We start from the raw sequence: 18,289 nt of genomic DNA on the forward strand, positions 1-18,289 counted from the left end.
TTTGGTCACCAACACTATTTGACACAGAACCAACATTTTGATATAGCAAATCGAGGCTGAGAGATTATTGTCCCAGCCTCGATTTTTGATTAGTGATAGTAAGTTTAACTAATAGATACACGATAGAAATCTGTTTGCTATGCTGATAATGATCAAAGACAACTAAGGCCTCATCGGATAAAGCAAACGAATTCAACAGGATTAAATTAATCACAAAAATCCAGTTGCATTAAGAGTGCTATCCACCGGTGATAACAGGTGACTTGTTGCTTAGGGCCATATAGCAGTATTCGTACAAAAGTAAGGATTTGTGGTAAAATAACAGAGATTATTTAAAAGCGAAAAGGATGCAAAAAAGATTGCAACTTAACGTAAAAAGAAAAAGTGAGTGAATTTAATATGCCTCAAAAAACTAAACAAACCCCCATGATGGCACAATACAATGAAATGAAAGCCCAATATCCGGATGCTTTCTTATTTTTCCGTTTGGGTGACTTTTATGAAATGTTTAATGATGATGCTTTAAAGGCAGCACAAATTTTAGAAATTACCTTAACATCTCGTAATAAAAATGCAGAAGATCCTATTCCGATGTGTGGTATTCCGTACCACTCAGCTAGTGAGTATATTAAAACGCTAGTAAGCCAAGGCTATAAAGTAGCGATTGCTGAACAATTAGAGGATCCAAAACTCACTAAAGGTATGGTAAAGCGTGGTGTGGTTAAAGTCTTGACACCTGGCACCTACATGAATGATAGTATCGGCATGATAGAGAATAATTATTTATCTGTCCTTGATTATGTAAACGGCCGATATATTCTAGGCTTTTCAGATGTTGGTACAGGAGAGTTAAAAGTCACTAGCCTAGATGACTTTACTGCTGTTCTAACTGAATTTGCGCAATTGCAGTCAAAAGAATTAGTGATTTCATCCTCGGTACCAACTGACCAAGTGACAACATTACAACATCTACAAACCTTTACTCTATCTCCATATGATCTAACTGCAGAGGAAGCTACAATAACTAAAGACAAATATCAGCAGATTTTGAAAAATATCTCGGATGACCATGAATTAAATGGTCTACTCTTGCTTTTAACCTATGTGAATTCAATGTCCCACCAAGCTATTGACCATTGGCAAGCAGCCAGTCATTATGAGGTGGCCCATTACTTGCATATGGATTATTATGCGAAAAGTAATTTAGAACTTACGGAATCAGTAAGAACGAAGAAACGACAAGGGTCGCTATTGGCCTTCTTGAATAAAACAGAAACTGCTATGGGCTTTCGTTTGCTCAAAAATTGGCTTGATCGACCGCTTATTTCACTATCTGCTATTGAACGACGCCAGTCTCAGGTAGAAGATTTAATTGAACATTATTTCCAACGGTTAGAAATCAAAGAGTTACTTCACGGGGTTTACGACTTAGAACGACTCGTAGCTAAAGTAGCTATGGGTAATGTGAATCCAAAAGAATTATTACAGTTAAATCAATCTTTAAGTAGAATCCCTGGTATTATCGATGCGGTTAATCAGATTGCTGTTGATAATCCAGACGATAGTGTTTGGACCACTATTCAAGGTCAAATTACGGCGTTACCTGAATTAACAGCGACCATTTCAGCGGCAATAAGGGAAGATGCGCCAGCTACTTTGAAAGATGGTAATGTGATTGCGGATGGCTTTAATCCTCAATTGGACGAATACCGAGATGCTATGCGCAACGGTCAACAATGGATTGCGCAATTACAGGCTGATGAACGCGAGAAGACAGGGATAAAATCACTTAAAGTCGGCTATAATAAGGTGTTTGGTTACTATATTGAAGTAACAAAGGCTAACCTTCATTTGCTTGAAGAAGGTCGTTACGATAGAAAACAAACATTAACCAATGCTGAACGTTTTATTACGCCTGAGCTTAAAGAAGTTGAAGTAAAAATACTTGAAGCTGAGGAGCGGTCACAAATTCTAGAACATCAATTATTCCAAGAGGTTCGTGAAAAAATTAAGGGTCACCAAGCGACCTTACAAGCGATTGCTAGTACGGTGGCAACTATAGACGTTTTACAGTCGCTAGCAGAAATTTCAGAAACCCACCAATACGTAAAACCACAATTCATGACAGACAAACGAGATGTATATTTAAAAGAATCTAGACATCCAGTAGTTGAAGGTGTTATTGGCCAAGATAAGTTTGTGCCTAATGATATTGAGATGGACTCTGAAACAAGTATTTTAATGATTACAGGACCAAATATGTCTGGTAAATCCACTTATATGCGACAACTGGGGTTGATTGTCATTCTTGCACAGATGGGCTGTTTTGTACCAGCTAAGGAGGCCCGTTTACCAATTTTTGATAAAATCTTTACTCGGATTGGAGCGGCAGATGATTTGTTAGCAGGGCAATCGACTTTCATGGTGGAAATGATGGAAGCCAATCAAGCTTTACAACATGCAACAGATAACTCTTTATTACTATTTGATGAACTGGGACGAGGGACCTCAACTTATGATGGTATTGCTTTAGCTCAAGCTATTTTAATTTACATTCATGATCATTTCGACGCGAAAGTTCTTTTCTCAACGCATTATCATGAGTTGACGGCTTTAGATGAACGTTTGCCTCGCTTAACCAATATTCATGTTGGTGCCAGTGAGGAAGATGGTGAATTGGTCTTTTTACATAAGGTATTTAATGGTGCTACAGATAAATCATACGGTATTCATGTAGCTAAATTAGCTGGTATGCCTGGAGAATTATTGAAGAATGCCCAAGCGGTTTTACATGAGTTAGAAAACAATAATTTAAATGAAGTGAATAAAGACCAGCAGCTTTCCTTATTTGATATGGTGGCAGAAAATACACCTATAGAAGCATCGGATAATGAACCAGTGGATGCAGCGAGTCAAAAAGTGATTGCACAATTGAAGTCTGAAGATATTTATAATTTAACACCAATTCAAGCTTTAAATTTCTTAGCAGAATTAAAGAGCCAGCTATAAAGGATGATGTAAATGGCGATACAAGAATTACCTATTCAAGTTGCCAACCAAATTGCAGCGGGGGAAGTGGTTGAACGACCAGCCTCTGTGGTAAAGGAACTTGTAGAAAATGCGATAGATGCCGGCGCTAGTGAGATTGCAATTCATATTAAGGAAGCTGGTTTGCGGTCGATTCAAGTCATTGATAATGGTAGAGGGATTGCCGCTGATCAGGTTGAGTTGGCTTTTAAGCGACATGCCACTTCAAAAATATATAGTTCAAATGATTTATTTAGGATACGAACACTTGGTTTTAGAGGGGAAGCTTTGCCTTCTATTGCTTCTGTTTCTGAAGTAACCATGAATACTTCGGATGGGGAATCATCGAGTGAAATTTACTTAAAAGATGGTGAAATTATAGACCAGAAGACATCTGCATTGCGCCGAGGCACGTCGGTATTGATAGAAAACCTTTTTTATAATACGCCAGCTCGGTTGAAATATTTGAAGAGTTTACAAACAGAATTAGCTCATATTACAGACATTATTAACCGTGAAGCATTGGGACACCCAGAAATTCGTTTTAACTATACTCATGACGGCAAGACCTTATTGTCAACGAATGGTAAGGGAAGGGTGAATGAAGTTTTAGCTGCGATTTATGGGTTTAGACAGGCTAAAGATATGGTTTTGATTAAGGGTGAGAGCTTAGATTTTCAAATTTCTGGCTACGTTTCCTTGCCTACTGTCACAAGGGCTAGTAAGTCTTATATGTCGCTTTTTGTCAATGGGCGGTTTATCAAAAACTATAAGTTAAGCCAAGCAATCCTTAAAGGGTATGGGTCTAAATTAATGGTTGGACGGTATCCAATTGCAGTTATCTATATAGAACTGGACCCCCAATTAATTGATGTGAATGTTCACCCAACCAAACAGGAAGTGCGTATTTCAAAAGAAGATGACCTATATGAAATGATTAAGGCAAGCATTATTAAAGCGTTAGCACCAGTTCAACGGATACCGGATGTTTTTGCAGATGAAGATGAGGATAATCTAGAACTAGCAGTAGAAAATCGGCAAGTGCGTACGGATACAACAAGCTCTAGTCAAACTGATGGTTTGGAACAGAACCAGCAAAATCATTACCGTCCGTTAAATCAACCAACCACTTACCTTGGTGAACAATCAAGTTTCGATTTCAATGTCAGTCAAACCAATCAGCACACTATACATCAGCCAGGTGAAGGTAACGCTTCTTCCAAAGAAAATAAGGGCATAAACGAAGGCGAGCAACCAATCCAAGTGCCGAGTTATTTACGGGACGAAGCGCAAGTTGTGGAGGAAACAGAGATTGAGAGTGAGAGTCAAGACCAGGCAAAAGGCCGCATCACTTATTTAGATACGGAAAAGGAAGTAAGCTTACCTAAATCACATAATAAACCGGTATGGCAGACTGTTAAACAGGTCAGGGAGCTTGACCAGGCGATGGTTGATAGAAATAGTTCTTTTCCAGACTTAACTTATGTTGGGCAAATGCAAGGAACATACTTAGTAGCAGAAAATGAGACGGGTATGTACTTGATAGACCAGCATGCAGCGCAAGAACGGATTAAGTATGAGTACTACCGGGATACGATTGTTGAATTTGGAACAGCCATGCAGAGTCTATTGCTCCCAATTGTTTTTGATTTTTCAACATCTGAAGCGCAAGAAATTGAACAAATCCGTCCTAAGTTATTGGAAATGGGTATTGATTTAGAACCATTTGGCCCAAACGCCTTTCAATTACAACAACACCCAATTTGGATGGGTAAGAAGAATGTCCAAAAAATTGTTGAAGATCTGATTGCACTAGTCTTAGAAGACCCTAAAGCAACAGTAGGGAACTATCGGGAGGCAACGGCAATTATGATGTCATGTAAACGGTCGATTAAAGCCAATCATTATTTAGATGATATGCAGGCTAAGCAGTTGTTGCATGACTTGGCTTATACTAAAAACCCATATAACTGCCCGCATGGTCGACCTGTTTTAGTTCATTTTTCAAATTATGAAATTGAGCGGATGTTTAAACGGATTCAGGATCCGCATGAATCACCACAATTATAAGTAAAGTCCTAATCTAGATTTTCGTGTATAGATGAATATTATGCTAGAATATAAGTAACTAAAAAAGAAAATATACTAGGTTATCTAGATTATTCAGAAGGAGAAGAAGTTTCATTATGACAAAAGACTATAATAAAGAAGAACGTTTAAAAAAATTATCTGAGTTAGAATATGAAGTCACACAAAATTCCGCAACCGAGCGCCCATTTACTGGTCAGTATGATGACTTCTATGAAAAAGGCATTTACGTAGACATCGTGAGTGGTAAGCCTTTGTTTGCATCAACTGATAAGTTTGATGCAGGTTGTGGTTGGCCATCATTTTCTAAACCAATTATGGCAGATGAAATTGAGGAATTGGAAGATTCCTCATACGGTATGAAACGCACTGAAGTTCGCTCTAAAGATGCGGATTCACATTTAGGTCACGTATTCAACGATGGACCAGCTGAATTAGGTGGCTTACGTTACTGTATAAACTCCGCTTCACTTCGTTTCATATCTTTAGAAGATATGGATAAAGAAGGATACGGCGACTTGAAAGCATTAGTGAAGTAAGACAATGTACGAATTTATGATAGGTCAGGTTGAGAGTGTCTATCCAGATGCTGTTATCCTTGAAACGGATGGGATTGGCTACTATATTTATATGGCCAATCCTTATCGTTTTACAGACAAAATTGGACAAGACCAGCCAGTAAAAATCTGGTTGTATCAATCTGTTTCAGAGAATGACATTCGCTTATATGGATTTAAATCACAAGAAGAAAAGACCATTTTTCTCCAACTCATTTCAGTTTCAGGGATAGGTCCTAAGTCAGCCTTATCCATTCTTTCTTTAGATGATCATGCAGGGTTAGTCCAAGCCATTCAGGCAGAAGACAATACTTTCTTAATGAAATTTCCAGGTGTTGGGAAAAAGACAGCCGGACAGATTATACTGGACCTCAAAGAAAAACTACCAAAAGTTTTAGCTGAGTTACCGTCCTCAGACTTATTTAAGCAAGAAAGTCTGAACATTCAAGTATCAGAACAAGTCAATTCACCATTCCTGCACGAATTGGAGGAAGCTATGGCTAGTCTTGGCTACAGTCAAAGAGAGATTAACCGAGTAGTAAAAAATGCAGACTTTACTGGTGTGACAACTACAGCCGAAGCAATCCGTATCGCACTGAAATTTATTACAAAACCTAAATAGTGGTGCGTGGACTTAGATATGCATTATATGAAAGGAGGAAACTACTATGAACTTTGATCATCATGAAGATTTCGAAGCTGAAGATTTAGGAGTTGAGATCATTCACAACGGACAAATTCATTCGCCCAAAGAGCAAGCAGAGGATGCACAAGACTTGTCTTTAAGACCTAGGTTTTTACGCGAATATATTGGCCAAACAGAATTAAAGGAAGAACTGGCCATCTATATACAAGCGGCAGAAAATCGTGATGAAGCGCTCGACCATGTCCTTCTTTATGGGCCTCCAGGGTTAGGAAAGACAACCTTAGCGAATATTATAGCGAATGAAATGAACGTTAATATTCAAACAACGTCTGGGCCAGCTATTGAAAAAACTGGGGATTTACTGGTTTTACTTAATGAATTATCAGCTGGAGACGTCTTATTTATTGATGAGATTCACCGGTTGCCAAGGGTGGTAGAAGAAATGCTTTATTCTGCTATGGAAGATTACCAGGTAGATATTATTGTTGGGCAAGATGAAGGAGCTCATCCCGTACACTTTCCTTTACCACCTTTTACGCTGATTGGGGCTACAACGAGACCAGGTGCCTTATCTTCACCGCTACGGCATCGGTTTGGGATAGTCCAGCATTTACGTTACTATACAATAGAGGAATTGGCGACAATTGTTGAGCGAACAGCCAATTTATTTGAAGTGCCGATTAAAGACCAGGCGGCTAAAGAAATTGGTATGCGGTCTAGGGGGACACCTCGTATTGCTAATCGTCTTTTAAAACGTGTTCGTGATTTTGCCCAGGTATACCACGAGGACGGATTAATTGATGATGCAATTACGAATAAAGCCCTAGCAATTCTGAAGGTAGACCAGGCAGGTTTAGATGAAACCGACCGAAAAATTCTAGACGTAATTATTCGCTATTATGGTGGTGGACCAGTTGGTTTATCAACTATAGCAGCCAATATTTCAGAAGAAGCAACAACGATTGAAGATATGTATGAACCCTTCTTAATTCAAAATGGATTCTTGCAGAGAACACCACGTGGACGTTTAGCTACACCAAAGGCATTCGACCATTTAGGCATACCCTATTCGGAGGAATTTTAATTGACATTAACAACAAATGATTTTGATTTTAACTTACCAGAACAACTGATCGCACAAGTACCGATTCAAAATCGGTTGGCTAGTCGACTGTTGAAACTAGATGCACAAACAGGCGAATATGAGGATGGTCATTTTCCAGATATTGCAAGTGAGTTGGAACCAGGTGATGTTTTGGTATTAAATAATACGCGGGTATTACCAGCACGCTTACATGGTATCCGACCTGATACAGGTGGACATGTAGAGGTATTGTTACTAAACAATACAGAAGGTGACCGCTGGGAAACACTAGTCAAACCAGCGCGCCGTATTCGTGTTGGCACCGAAATCGCTTTTGGCGACGGTCAGTTGGTTGCAGTTGTAGCCGAAGAACTTGATCATGGGGGGCGAATTGTTGAATTTATATATCAAGGCATCTTTTTAGAAGTTTTGGAAGCTTTGGGTGAAATGCCCTTACCACCATATATTAAAGAGAAATTAGATAACCCAGATCGGTATCAAACTGTGTATGCTAAAGAAAATGGTTCAGCAGCTGCGCCAACCGCAGGCTTACACTTTACCCAAGAATTTATGGCGGACTTAGAAGCGCGTGGAATTGATATTGCCTACTTAACGCTACATGTAGGACTTGGGACTTTCCGTCCGGTTTCAGTAGATGATATTGATGCACATAAAATGCATTCAGAATTCTATAGCTTAGATCAAGAAAATTCAGATAAAATTCGTCGTGCTCAACAGGGTGGGCATAAAGTGGTTGCAGTTGGAACAACCTCAATTCGGACACTTGAAACGATAGGTACTAAATTTGATGGAGAGGTCAAGGCAGATTCTGGTTGGACAGATATTTTTATAGCGCCAGGCTATCAATTTACAGTAGTTAATAGCTTTATTACGAACTTCCATTTACCTAAATCAACTTTAATTATGTTGGTTTCAGCCTTTGCAGGTCGCGAGCATGTCTTAACCGCTTATCAACATGCAGTGGCTGAAGAATATCGCTTTTTCTCCTTTGGGGACGCTATGTTTTTACGTGGACCCCAATATCAAGATCCAGCTATTAGTGAAGAAGATATTGAAGCGGCTAAACGACGGAATAGTCAATTTTTTACTCAAAAAGACTAAATTCAAATAATGAATGAAAATACTTAAGAGAATGAAGGAGGAGTGAGCGGATGTTCGTACCATTACATGTAAATTCAGCTTATTCTTTATTGACAAGTCCAATGTCGGTTGAGTCTTATGTCAAAGCAGGTAAGGCAGCAGGTTATACCCATTTAGGTTTGGCAGATGTGAATGTCATGTCAGGGACTTTAGCTTTCGTCCGCGCCTGTGAGCAAAATGGCATCACTCCTTTAATTGGGTTAACGATCCAGTTTAATATAGATAATATGAAAGAAGAATTGGTTGTCTACGCCAAAAATTACCAAGGCTATCAGCATCTGATGGCCCTTTCGTCGTCTTTAAAACTACAAACAGAGGCAAATCGCCAAGCTATTTACCAAGAAATTACTTTGCATGCTGATGATTATATTGTTATATTTTCAGCTATGACAGGACCACATATGCGGTATTTCAAACAAGGTGATGGTCAAGCTGATTATGCCCAATTAGACCAAGAATTAGTTTGGTGGCGACGTCATTTTTCTAGTAATCAATTGTTCTTGGGACTATCAGCTTTGGAGAATGAACAGTTCCATACAGATGCTATAGTTGAACTTAGTGAACGTTGGGGTATTCCATTAATTGCAATGCCACATATTCAATACTTGGAACCTGATGACTACTTCACCCAACAAGTGCTAGAAGCGATTGATCGAAATGAAAAGTTAGTTGATATTGAGGAAATGAAAAAGATTAAAGGCGCACACGCTTTGAGAAGTCCAGGTCAGTGGTCAAGTATGTACCAGGAGTTAAAATATCAAGAAGCCCTCAATCAATTAACGGAAATGGTCAAGCAAATTAAAATTGATTTTCCAAAAGTAAAAACCTTGCTACCTAAATATCAAATACCAAGTGAATATACAGACACACAAAAATATTTAAAAGATTTAGCTGAAGCTGGACTAGCAAAGCGAGTGCAAACAGTTTCCAAAGCGTATACTGATCGTTTGGCATATGAATTAAATGTAATTCATAAGATGGGATTTGATGATTATTTCTTGATTGTATGGGATGTAATGAATTACGCCCATCAACATGCTATCCAAACTGGTCCAGGCCGCGGTTCAGCAGCTGGTGCTTTAGTTGCTTATGTACTAGAGATAACGGATGTTGATCCGATTGCGAATGACTTACTATTTGAGCGTTTTTTAAATCCTGAACGACAGAATATGCCTGATATAGATTTAGATTTCCCAGACGATAAACGCCAAAAAGTCTTAGACTATGTTTACCGAAAATATGGCGAAAACCATGTCGCTCAGATTGCCACATTCGGTACTTTCGGGGCGCGTCAAGCCTTAAGAAATGTAGGTGCTGTATTTGGAAAGGCGCAGGTGACGCTTTCTGAATGGGCAAATACAGTAGAAAATAATCCCAATTTACCAGCTGAGACTTTAACTGCAGTTTATAAACAGTCAGCGAAATTACAGGAGTTGATTGTAAATGAAGAATACGGTCAATTATGGTTTGATACTGCACGAAAATTAGAAGGGTTACCACGTCATGTTTCTACACATGCAGCGGGCGTAGTAATTGCTGACCAACCCCTAACCTTGTATACGCCGCTACAAGCATCCTCGACTCATATTCCCAATACCCAATACACGATGGGGGATGTTGAGGCGGTCGGACTCTTGAAAGTCGACTTTCTAAGTTTATCCAATCTCACCATTTTGCATGATGGTTTATCCGCGGTAAGTAAATTGACTGGTAGAGCAGTTAAAGCTTCAGATATACCTTTAGATGATCAAAATACTTATGAAATATTCCGTCATGCAGATACAAATGGTGTCTTCCAATTTGAATCAGATGGTATTAAAAATGTCTTAAAGCAAGTAGCACCAACATCAATTGAAGATGTGGTTGCGGTGAATGCCTTGTATCGACCAGGTCCAGTTCAGCAAATTCCACATTTTGTTTCAAGAAAACATGGACGTGAACCAATAGCTTACCCTCACCCTGATTTGACGCCCATATTAGCGCCTACATATGGCATTATGGTCTATCAAGAGCAGGTAATGCAGGTTACCCAAAAAATTGCCGGTTTTAGCTTGGGAGAAGCAGATATCTTGCGCCGTGCGATTGGGAAAAAGAAACACGAAACCATTGAAAGAGTCCGGCAGCAATTTATAAATGGTGCGATTGATAAGGGTTATCAAGAAAATATTGCTGTACAAATTTATGATTATATAGAGGCCTTTGCCAATTATGGTTTCAATAAATCGCATTCCTTTGCATATTCATATTTGGCTTATCAGTTAGCTTGGATTAAAGCCAATTATCCCGTTGCTTTTTATTATGGTAATCTGAAGCATACCAGAATCTATGATAAGAAAGGGAAAAATCTTGTTTTAGAAGCTAAAAATCATGGTGTTCAGGTGGTCAATCCAGATATCAACAAGTCATTTTATGGTCTGTCGGTAGTGAATGCTCATCAATTGCAGCTGGGATTAGGCGATATCAGAGGTATTCCTAAGCGAGCAGTAGAAGAAATAATTGAAGCTAGAGAAGCGGAAGGTCCTTTTAAAGATTTCACTAACTTTATCCATCGACTTGGTAAGCTTGCTTTAAAAGAAGATATATTAGTAAAGTTAGCGCAGTCCGGTGCCTTGGATACCTTTGGTTATAACCGTCGTACACTACAATTAGAAGCGATTCCTAAAATGATTACTCATGAACAATTATTTAAGACGGATAACAAAAATCAAACGTCACTACTAGGGGAAGATGATTTGTCTGCAATGTTTGCACCCAAAATTGTTGAAATTGATGAATTTGACCAACATGAGTTGATCGAAAATGAAATCGAAACATTAGGCCAAGCTTTATCCATAAATTTATTTGAAGATTATGAAGATTTTTATCAGGCAGGGATCATCAACTACATTGATAGGCTAAAAGAAAATAACAAGGTTTTTTTCCTTGGTGAGGTAAGGACAGTTAAACGGATTACCACGAAAAGAAATCAACCCATGGCTTTTGTGACACTCGAAGATCAAACAGGTGCGATATCAGTGACAGCTTTTCCTGAAGCTTATATCGACTTTGCTAAACATCTGAATCAAGGAAATGCTTTATTAATTTATGGAAGGACACAAAAACGCAATGGTGAATTGCAGGTAGTGTTAACTAAAGCATGGATGTTAGATGCAACAGCTAAGCAATATTTAAATCAGTTAAAACAAAAACAAGTTGGGCTACCTGGAGCGTCGGAGAAAGTTGATAAGAAAAAGCGTTCAGTGAATCACCCTGAGTCAACAGTGCAGAAGCAATCAGCACCGGTTTGTTGGATTCGTGTAGCTGATAAAGCAATGGCAAGCGATTTAAAAGCTGGATTGTTAACTGTAGTAGCTAAATATCCAGGTCAAACATTGCTTCATTTTACAATTGTGGCTAGTCAAGAAAGCTACTGGTTAGCAGAAAAATATGCAATCCAAGTGACAAATGAATCGGTGCAAGCATTGATTGCAATCTATGGCGAGCGCAATGTTGTGATTAAATAATGTAAAATACTTGTATAACTTTGCACAAATTAAGAAAACGTAAGACATTAGCTATGAAAAATGGTAGAATAACACTGTAAATAAATTAATTGAGGTGGAAAAATGGGAAAACGTATAGGAGTTTTAACTAGTGGTGGAGACGCCCCTGGTATGAACGCAGCTATTAGAGCAGTTGTCCGTAAAGCAATTCATGATGGAGATGAAGTTTTCGGTATTCGCTACGGTTATCGTGGCCTAGCTGAAGGCGATATTTTCCAAATGGCGGAACGGGATGTGAGTGATTTAACTGCTCGCGGAGGCACTATGCTATATACTGCCCGTTATCCTGAATTTCAGGATGAAGAAGGCCGTAGACTAGCCATTGAACAATTAAAAAAACATGGTATTGACTCTTTGGTAGTCATCGGTGGGGACGGTTCATACAGAGGTGCAGCATCATTGGCCGCAGAAGGTATTCAAACTGTCGGCATTCCAGGAACAATTGATAACGATATTCCTGGTACCGAATATACTATTGGTTTTGATACCGCATGTAATACTGCCTTAGAAGCTATCGATAAAATTCCTGGCACGGCAACGAGTCATCTTCGGACATTTGTCATTGAAGTGATGGGCCGTAATGCTGGAGATATTGCTGTTTGGACTGGTATCGGTTCAGGGGCTGAGCAAATTATTATTCCTGAAGCAGAATTTAATATGGATGAAATTGTTGCAAATATCGAAGAAGGTCAACGTCGTGGTAAGAAGCACTCTATCATTATCCTTGCTGAAGGTGTAATGGAAGGGCATGAATTTGCTGATAAGCTTTATGAATACGATGATTATCATGCACGTGTTACGGTATTAGGTCATGTTCAACGTGGTGGAGCACCAACAGCTCGTGACCGTGTATTAGCGGCGCAATTTGGCTTCAAAGCTGTGGAATTGCTTCATGAAGGGGCTAGTGGTGTTTGTGTCGGTATTAGTGGAGAAAAAATTATTTCTACTGATATTAACGAAGCATTACAATCGAAAGGCCACTCACATACGTCTCAAGTAGATTTATACAATATCAACTCAGAAATTTCATTTTAATTTTCTCTAAGAAAGGATGCATGAATCATTATGGAAAAAAACACCAAGATTGTATGTACCATTGGACCCGCATCGGAGTCCGTTGAAACTTTAGTTCAACTGATCGAAGCAGGTATGAACGTTGCTCGTTTAAACTTCTCTCATGGGGACCATGCAGAACACTTAGCACGTATTCATAACATTCGTGAAGCTTCTGAAAAAGCTGGCCGTCGTGTTGCGATTTTACTGGATACTAAAGGTCCTGAAATTCGTACAAACAACATGAAAGATCATAAAGCTGTTACGCTGGTTAAAGGTTCTGAAGTTCGCATTTCAATGACAGAAGTTGAAGGGGATGAGAAGAAATTCTCAGTCACATATACTGGCTTAATTAATGATGTTGAATTAGGTTCTCATATCTTAATTGATGATGGTTTAGTTGACTTATTGGTAACTGGTATCGACACTGAAAATAACGAAATCATTACTGAAGTTCAAAATACTGGTATCGTTAAAGATAAAAAAGGTGTTAACGTACCTGGCGTTTCTGTTCAATTACCAGGTATTACTGAAAAAGATGAAAATGATATCCGTTTCGGTTTAGAAAACGATATTGACTACATCGCTGCTTCATTTGTACGTAAACCAAGTGATGTGTTAGAAATTCGTGAAATTTTAGAAGAAACTGGTAATGAATCTGTTCAAATCATTCCTAAAATCGAAAGCCAAGAAGGTGTAGATAACTTAGAAGATATCTTATCTGTATCTGACGGATTGATGGTTGCTCGTGGTGATTTAGGGGTAGAAATCCCAGCTGAACAAGTACCAGTTGTACAAAAAGACATGATCCGTAAATGTAATTTAGCTGGTAAACCGGTTATTACAGCTACACAAATGTTAGACTCAATGCAACGTAACCCAAGACCTACACGTGCAGAAGCTTCTGACGTTGCTAATGCAATTTTAGATGGTACTGACGCAATTATGCTTTCAGGTGAAACTGCAGCTGGTGATTATCCAGTAGAAGCAGTTCAAACTATGAACCGAATTGCTTTAGTCACTGAAGGCCGTGAAGAAGCTAAAACTGACATTGGTTCATTGAAACCAAATACAGAAGGTGATATGGCAGAAGCAATTAGCCAATCTGTTGCTTATACAGCTCGCGGCTTACGCGTTTCTACAATTGTTGCTGCGACCGAATCAGGTCATACAGCTAAAATGATTTCTAAATACCGTCCAAGTGCAAAAATTATTGCATTAACTTTCTCTGAAAGCCAAGCACGTAAATTAGTTTTAGCTTGGGGTGTGGAACCATTTGTTATTGAAAAACCAGCTTCAACTGATGAAATGATGACATTAGCAGGCATCGTAGCTAAAGACTCAGGATATGCCCATGACGGTGATACAATCATCATCTCAGCTGGTGTACCAGTTGGTGAAAAAGGCACAACTAACTTGATGAAAATTCAAGTTATTGGTGAAAAACTAGTATCCGGTTCAGGTATCGGTGAAAAATCTGTTGTTGGTCATGCAGTAGTAGTAGATAATGCAGCAGATGCAGTAGCTAAAGTAAAACCTAACGCTATTTTAGTTGTGAAATCAACTGACAATGATTACAATGAAGCGATTCAAAATGCAGCGGCTGTAGTTGTTGAAAAAGGCGGGTTGACTAGTCATGCAGCAGTACTAGGTGTTGAAAATGGTATTCCAGTTGTAGTAGGTGCTGAAAATGCCACTACCACAATTGAAAATGGTCAATTAGTAACAGTTGATGCTCGTCGTGGTATTGTTTATAACGGCGCAACTACAACTATCTAATTCATTTGAAACTATATCATTATAATCTATTGTTCGGACATTTAAAAAGTGTTGACTGAGCTATTTGGCTCAATCAACACTTTTCTTTTTTGCAAGTATAGCTAGTAATATTAGATTTGTTGTTAAATATTCATTATTTTCTAATTTTTTGCATAAATATAATTGCTCCAATAGGAAATAAAGGCTAAAATGAATAGAAGAAATTGATAATTAGGAGGAAACAGTACATGCTACGTTTCATTACAGCTGGCGAATCACATGGTCCATTAGAAACTGCGATTATTGAAGGCGTTCCGGCAAATTTACCAATCGATATAGATAAAATCAACGAGAATCTTGCTCGCCGCCAAATGGGTTATGGTGCAGGAAATCGTATGAAAATTGAAAAAGACCAAGTGCGTATCACATCAGGTGTGCGTCATGGTTTAACTTTAGGTTCACCAATTACTTTACAAGTTGAAAATAGAGACTTTAAAAAATGGACAGAAATTATGAGCACAGAAGATGTGGAAGAAGGCATTAAAAAACGCCGTACAGTTCATCATCCACGTCCTGGACACGCTGATTTAGTTGGTGGGATTAAATATGGATTTAAAGACTTGCGTAACGTTTTAGAACGTTCTTCAGCTAGAGAAACGACTATGCGAGTAGCTGTTGGTTCCATTGCACAACAAATCTTAGACGGGCTAGGTATTGAAATAATCGCTTATGTAAAAGCTTTAGGTGGCGTTGAGGGTAAAGTTGATGCTACAAGCCTCTCTTATGATGAAATCCGTCAAACAACTGATGAATCAGAATTAAAAATGATTGATCATTCTATAGATGAAGAAATTAAAGTAAAAATTGACCAAGCAAAAAAAGATGGTACAACTCTTGGTGGTGTAATTGAAGTGATTGCTAAAAACGTACCAGCTGGTCTAGGCTCATATACCCATTGGGACAAAAAATTGGATGCTAAATTAGTTGGTGCTATGGTATCAATCAATGCTTTTAAGGCTGCTGAAATTGGTGATGGTGTTGAAGTTGCTAACCGTTTTGGTAATGAATTAATGGACGAAATTGCCTATGATGAAACGCAAGGATTCTACCGATTAACGAACCATATGGGTGGTTTTGAAGGTGGTATGACTACAGGTATGCCGATTATCGTTCGTGGATACAAAAAACCAATTCCAACACAATACCATCCTTTACAATCAGTAGATATCTATACAAAAGAACCTTACAAGGCATCAATCGAACGTTCAGATATTACTGCAGTACCACGTGCCGCTATTATCGCGGAAACAGTGATTGCGACTGAGTTAGCGCAAGCAATATTAGAAAAATTCCCTCATGATGACTACAATGAATTAGTAAAGTCTGTAGCCGACTACCGCGAATATGTGAAAAATCCTGATATCTGGCAAAATGAAGGAGAGTAAGGTATTCATGAAAAAGTTAATGATTGATGCCAATGCATTAGAAGGCACGATTACGATTCCCGGTGACAAGTCAATTACTCATCGGGCAATCATGTTTGCTGCAATTGCAAAAGGTACAACTAAAATTGAAGGTTTTTTATATGCCGAAGATTGCATTTCAACTATGAATATTTTCCGTGATTTAGGTGTTCAAATTGATGAAGAACCAGACGGCTCTGTTATTGTGCATGGTAAAGGTATCGACGGGTTAACGGCACCGCAAAAAGCTCTAGATGCTGGAAATTCTGGTACAACTATGCGTCTATTAGCAGGACTATTTACTGGTTTTCCTTTTAAAACCAAAATTATTGGGGATGACTCTCTATCTAAACGCCCAATGAATCGGGTAATGTTACCTTTACGTCAAATGGGTGCCTCTATTTCTGGATCTGACGGAAGCGAGTTTGCCCCTCTATATATTCAGCCTGTCGACCATTTAAATGCGATTGAGTATGATATGCCAGTAGCTTCAGCTCAGGTAAAGTCATCTATCCTATTGGCAGGTCTTTCAGCTGAGGGAACAACGGTTATCCATGAAAAGGAACGGTCTCGTGACCATACTGAAAAGATGTTAAAAAACTTTGGTGTGGACTTACGTGTTGAAGATAGAGATATTTATTTAAAAGGTGGTCAAACATTAACAGCTAGTGATATCACTATACCAGCAGATATTTCTTCTGCGGCCTTTTTCATTGTTGCTGCACTTTTAGTTAAGGGGTCTAAACTAAATATGCCTAATGTCGGGTTGAATCCAACTCGTGCTGGCATTATTGAAGTATTGAAAGATATGGGTGCAAATATTGAAATCAACTTACATGAAGGTGGCTTAAGTGGGGACTTAACTGTCCATTGGAGCAATCTGAAAGCAACTGAATTCGGTGGAGATATTATTCCAACTTTAATTGATGAGATTCCTATTATTGCTTTAGCAGCAACACAAGCTGAAGGTAAAACGATTATTCGAAACGCAGAAGAATTAAAAGTAAAAGAAACTGACCGTATTAAGGCCACTACCCAAGAATTAAACAAAATGGGTGCAAACATTGAAGAAACTGAAGATGGTATGATCATTACTGGACCAACACCATTACATGCAGCAGAAGTTGACAGTTACGGTGACCATCGTATTGGTATGATGTTACAAGTGGCTGCATTATTGGTTAAAGAAGGTACTGTTCAACTGGCACATCCAGAAGCTGTCAATATTTCTTTCCCTAGCTTCTTCGATGACTTAGCTGCATTAAGCAAATAAGTTACCCAATTTTAAAATGAAATGGAAGGTTGATCAAAGGATGCTAATCATATTAACAGGATTTATGGGTGTCGGGAAGACAACAGTCGGGCGCATTTTGGCCAATAAATTGGGTGTGCCATTTGTGGACATGGACTATTATATCGAGGCCCGACAAGGTCAGACGATTGCAGAAATCTTTGATCAAATTGGAGAATCGGGATTTAGATTAATAGAGTATCAAGTACTAAGAGAATTACTTGAAGCGGAAGAAAATGGGCGTATGGTTATTTCAACTGGTGGAGGTATTGTTGAAACGACTGAATGCCGACAATTGCTTGTCCAACAAGATCAGGTATTCTACTTACAGGATACTTTTGAAACTTCCTGGCAACGAATTAACCGAGGTGGACTTATCCAAAATGATCGTCCATTAGTTAATGCTAATAGTAAAAAGCAAATGGCTGCTAAATATGAGCGACGTATTCCCTTATACGAGGAAGCGTCGAACTATCGACTAGATGTTCGTCGAATGGCGGCACATGAAACAGCAGAAGTGATTAGAAAAATGTGTTAGTTGAATTTGATGAAATAGAAGGGAGATGTTGCTAAACCGCACATCTCCTTTTTATGGTTCTATGATAAATAGTGTTGGTGG

At 38.7% G+C, this 18,289-nt stretch carries 12 protein-coding genes; all 12 read left to right on the forward strand.

Annotated elements, in window-relative coordinates; genetic code table 11:
- Positions 1–399 precede the first annotated feature (399 nt).
- A complete protein-coding gene (gene mutS, locus HMPREF3116_RS07730; protein WP_070468939.1) occupies positions 400–3,009 on the forward strand; it encodes a DNA mismatch repair protein MutS in 2,610 nt (869 codons plus the stop codon).
- A gap of 12 nt (positions 3,010–3,021) precedes the next feature.
- Positions 3,022–5,097 carry a DNA mismatch repair endonuclease MutL gene (mutL, locus tag HMPREF3116_RS07735; protein ID WP_070468941.1) on the forward strand — a complete coding sequence of 692 codons (2,076 nt, stop codon included), beginning with the start codon at positions 3,022–3,024 and terminating at the stop codon, positions 5,095–5,097.
- 116 nt (positions 5,098–5,213) lie between these two features.
- Positions 5,214–5,654, forward strand: a complete 441-nt coding sequence (gene msrB / locus HMPREF3116_RS07740; protein ID WP_070468944.1) for a peptide-methionine (R)-S-oxide reductase MsrB — start codon at positions 5,214–5,216, stop codon at positions 5,652–5,654.
- Between the two features lie 4 nt (positions 5,655–5,658).
- Positions 5,659–6,294 carry a Holliday junction branch migration protein RuvA gene (gene ruvA, locus HMPREF3116_RS07745; RefSeq protein WP_070468945.1) on the forward strand — a complete coding sequence of 212 codons (636 nt, stop codon included), beginning with the start codon at positions 5,659–5,661 and terminating at the stop codon, positions 6,292–6,294.
- A 46-nt stretch (positions 6,295–6,340) separates the two neighbouring features.
- Positions 6,341–7,402 (forward strand): Holliday junction branch migration DNA helicase RuvB, encoded by a 1,062-nt coding sequence (gene ruvB / locus HMPREF3116_RS07750; protein WP_070468947.1) that lies wholly within the window; start codon positions 6,341–6,343, stop codon positions 7,400–7,402.
- Entirely contained in the window at positions 7,403–8,524 is a 1,122-nt protein-coding gene (queA, locus tag HMPREF3116_RS07755) for a tRNA preQ1(34) S-adenosylmethionine ribosyltransferase-isomerase QueA (protein ID WP_070468948.1), read from the forward strand.
- Positions 8,525–8,574: 50 nt separating this feature from the next.
- Entirely contained in the window at positions 8,575–12,066 is a 3,492-nt protein-coding gene (locus HMPREF3116_RS07760) for a DNA polymerase III subunit alpha (protein ID WP_070468950.1), read from the forward strand.
- Positions 12,067–12,168: 102 nt separating this feature from the next.
- The gene (gene pfkA, locus HMPREF3116_RS07765) at positions 12,169–13,140 is read left to right on the forward strand and encodes a 6-phosphofructokinase (protein ID WP_070468952.1); all 972 of its coding nucleotides are present in this window, start codon (positions 12,169–12,171) and stop codon (positions 13,138–13,140) included.
- A 30-nt stretch (positions 13,141–13,170) separates the two neighbouring features.
- On the forward strand, positions 13,171–14,937 hold the full coding sequence (gene pyk / locus HMPREF3116_RS07770; protein WP_070468954.1) for a pyruvate kinase: 1,767 nt from the start codon (positions 13,171–13,173) through the stop codon (positions 14,935–14,937).
- A 227-nt stretch (positions 14,938–15,164) separates the two neighbouring features.
- Positions 15,165–16,361, forward strand: a complete 1,197-nt coding sequence (gene aroC, locus HMPREF3116_RS07775) for a chorismate synthase (protein ID WP_070468956.1) — start codon at positions 15,165–15,167, stop codon at positions 16,359–16,361.
- Positions 16,362–16,368: 7 nt separating this feature from the next.
- Positions 16,369–17,652, forward strand: coding sequence for a 3-phosphoshikimate 1-carboxyvinyltransferase (aroA, locus tag HMPREF3116_RS07780; protein WP_070468957.1), 1,284 nt, complete (start codon positions 16,369–16,371; stop codon positions 17,650–17,652).
- A 40-nt stretch (positions 17,653–17,692) separates the two neighbouring features.
- Positions 17,693–18,208, forward strand: coding sequence for a shikimate kinase (locus HMPREF3116_RS07785; RefSeq protein WP_070468959.1), 516 nt, complete (start codon positions 17,693–17,695; stop codon positions 18,206–18,208).
- Positions 18,209–18,289 lie beyond the last annotated feature (81 nt).

Source organism: Aerococcus sp. HMSC10H05 (assembly GCF_001806975.1).
GTDB lineage: Bacteria > Bacillota > Bacilli > Lactobacillales > Aerococcaceae > Aerococcus > Aerococcus viridans_B.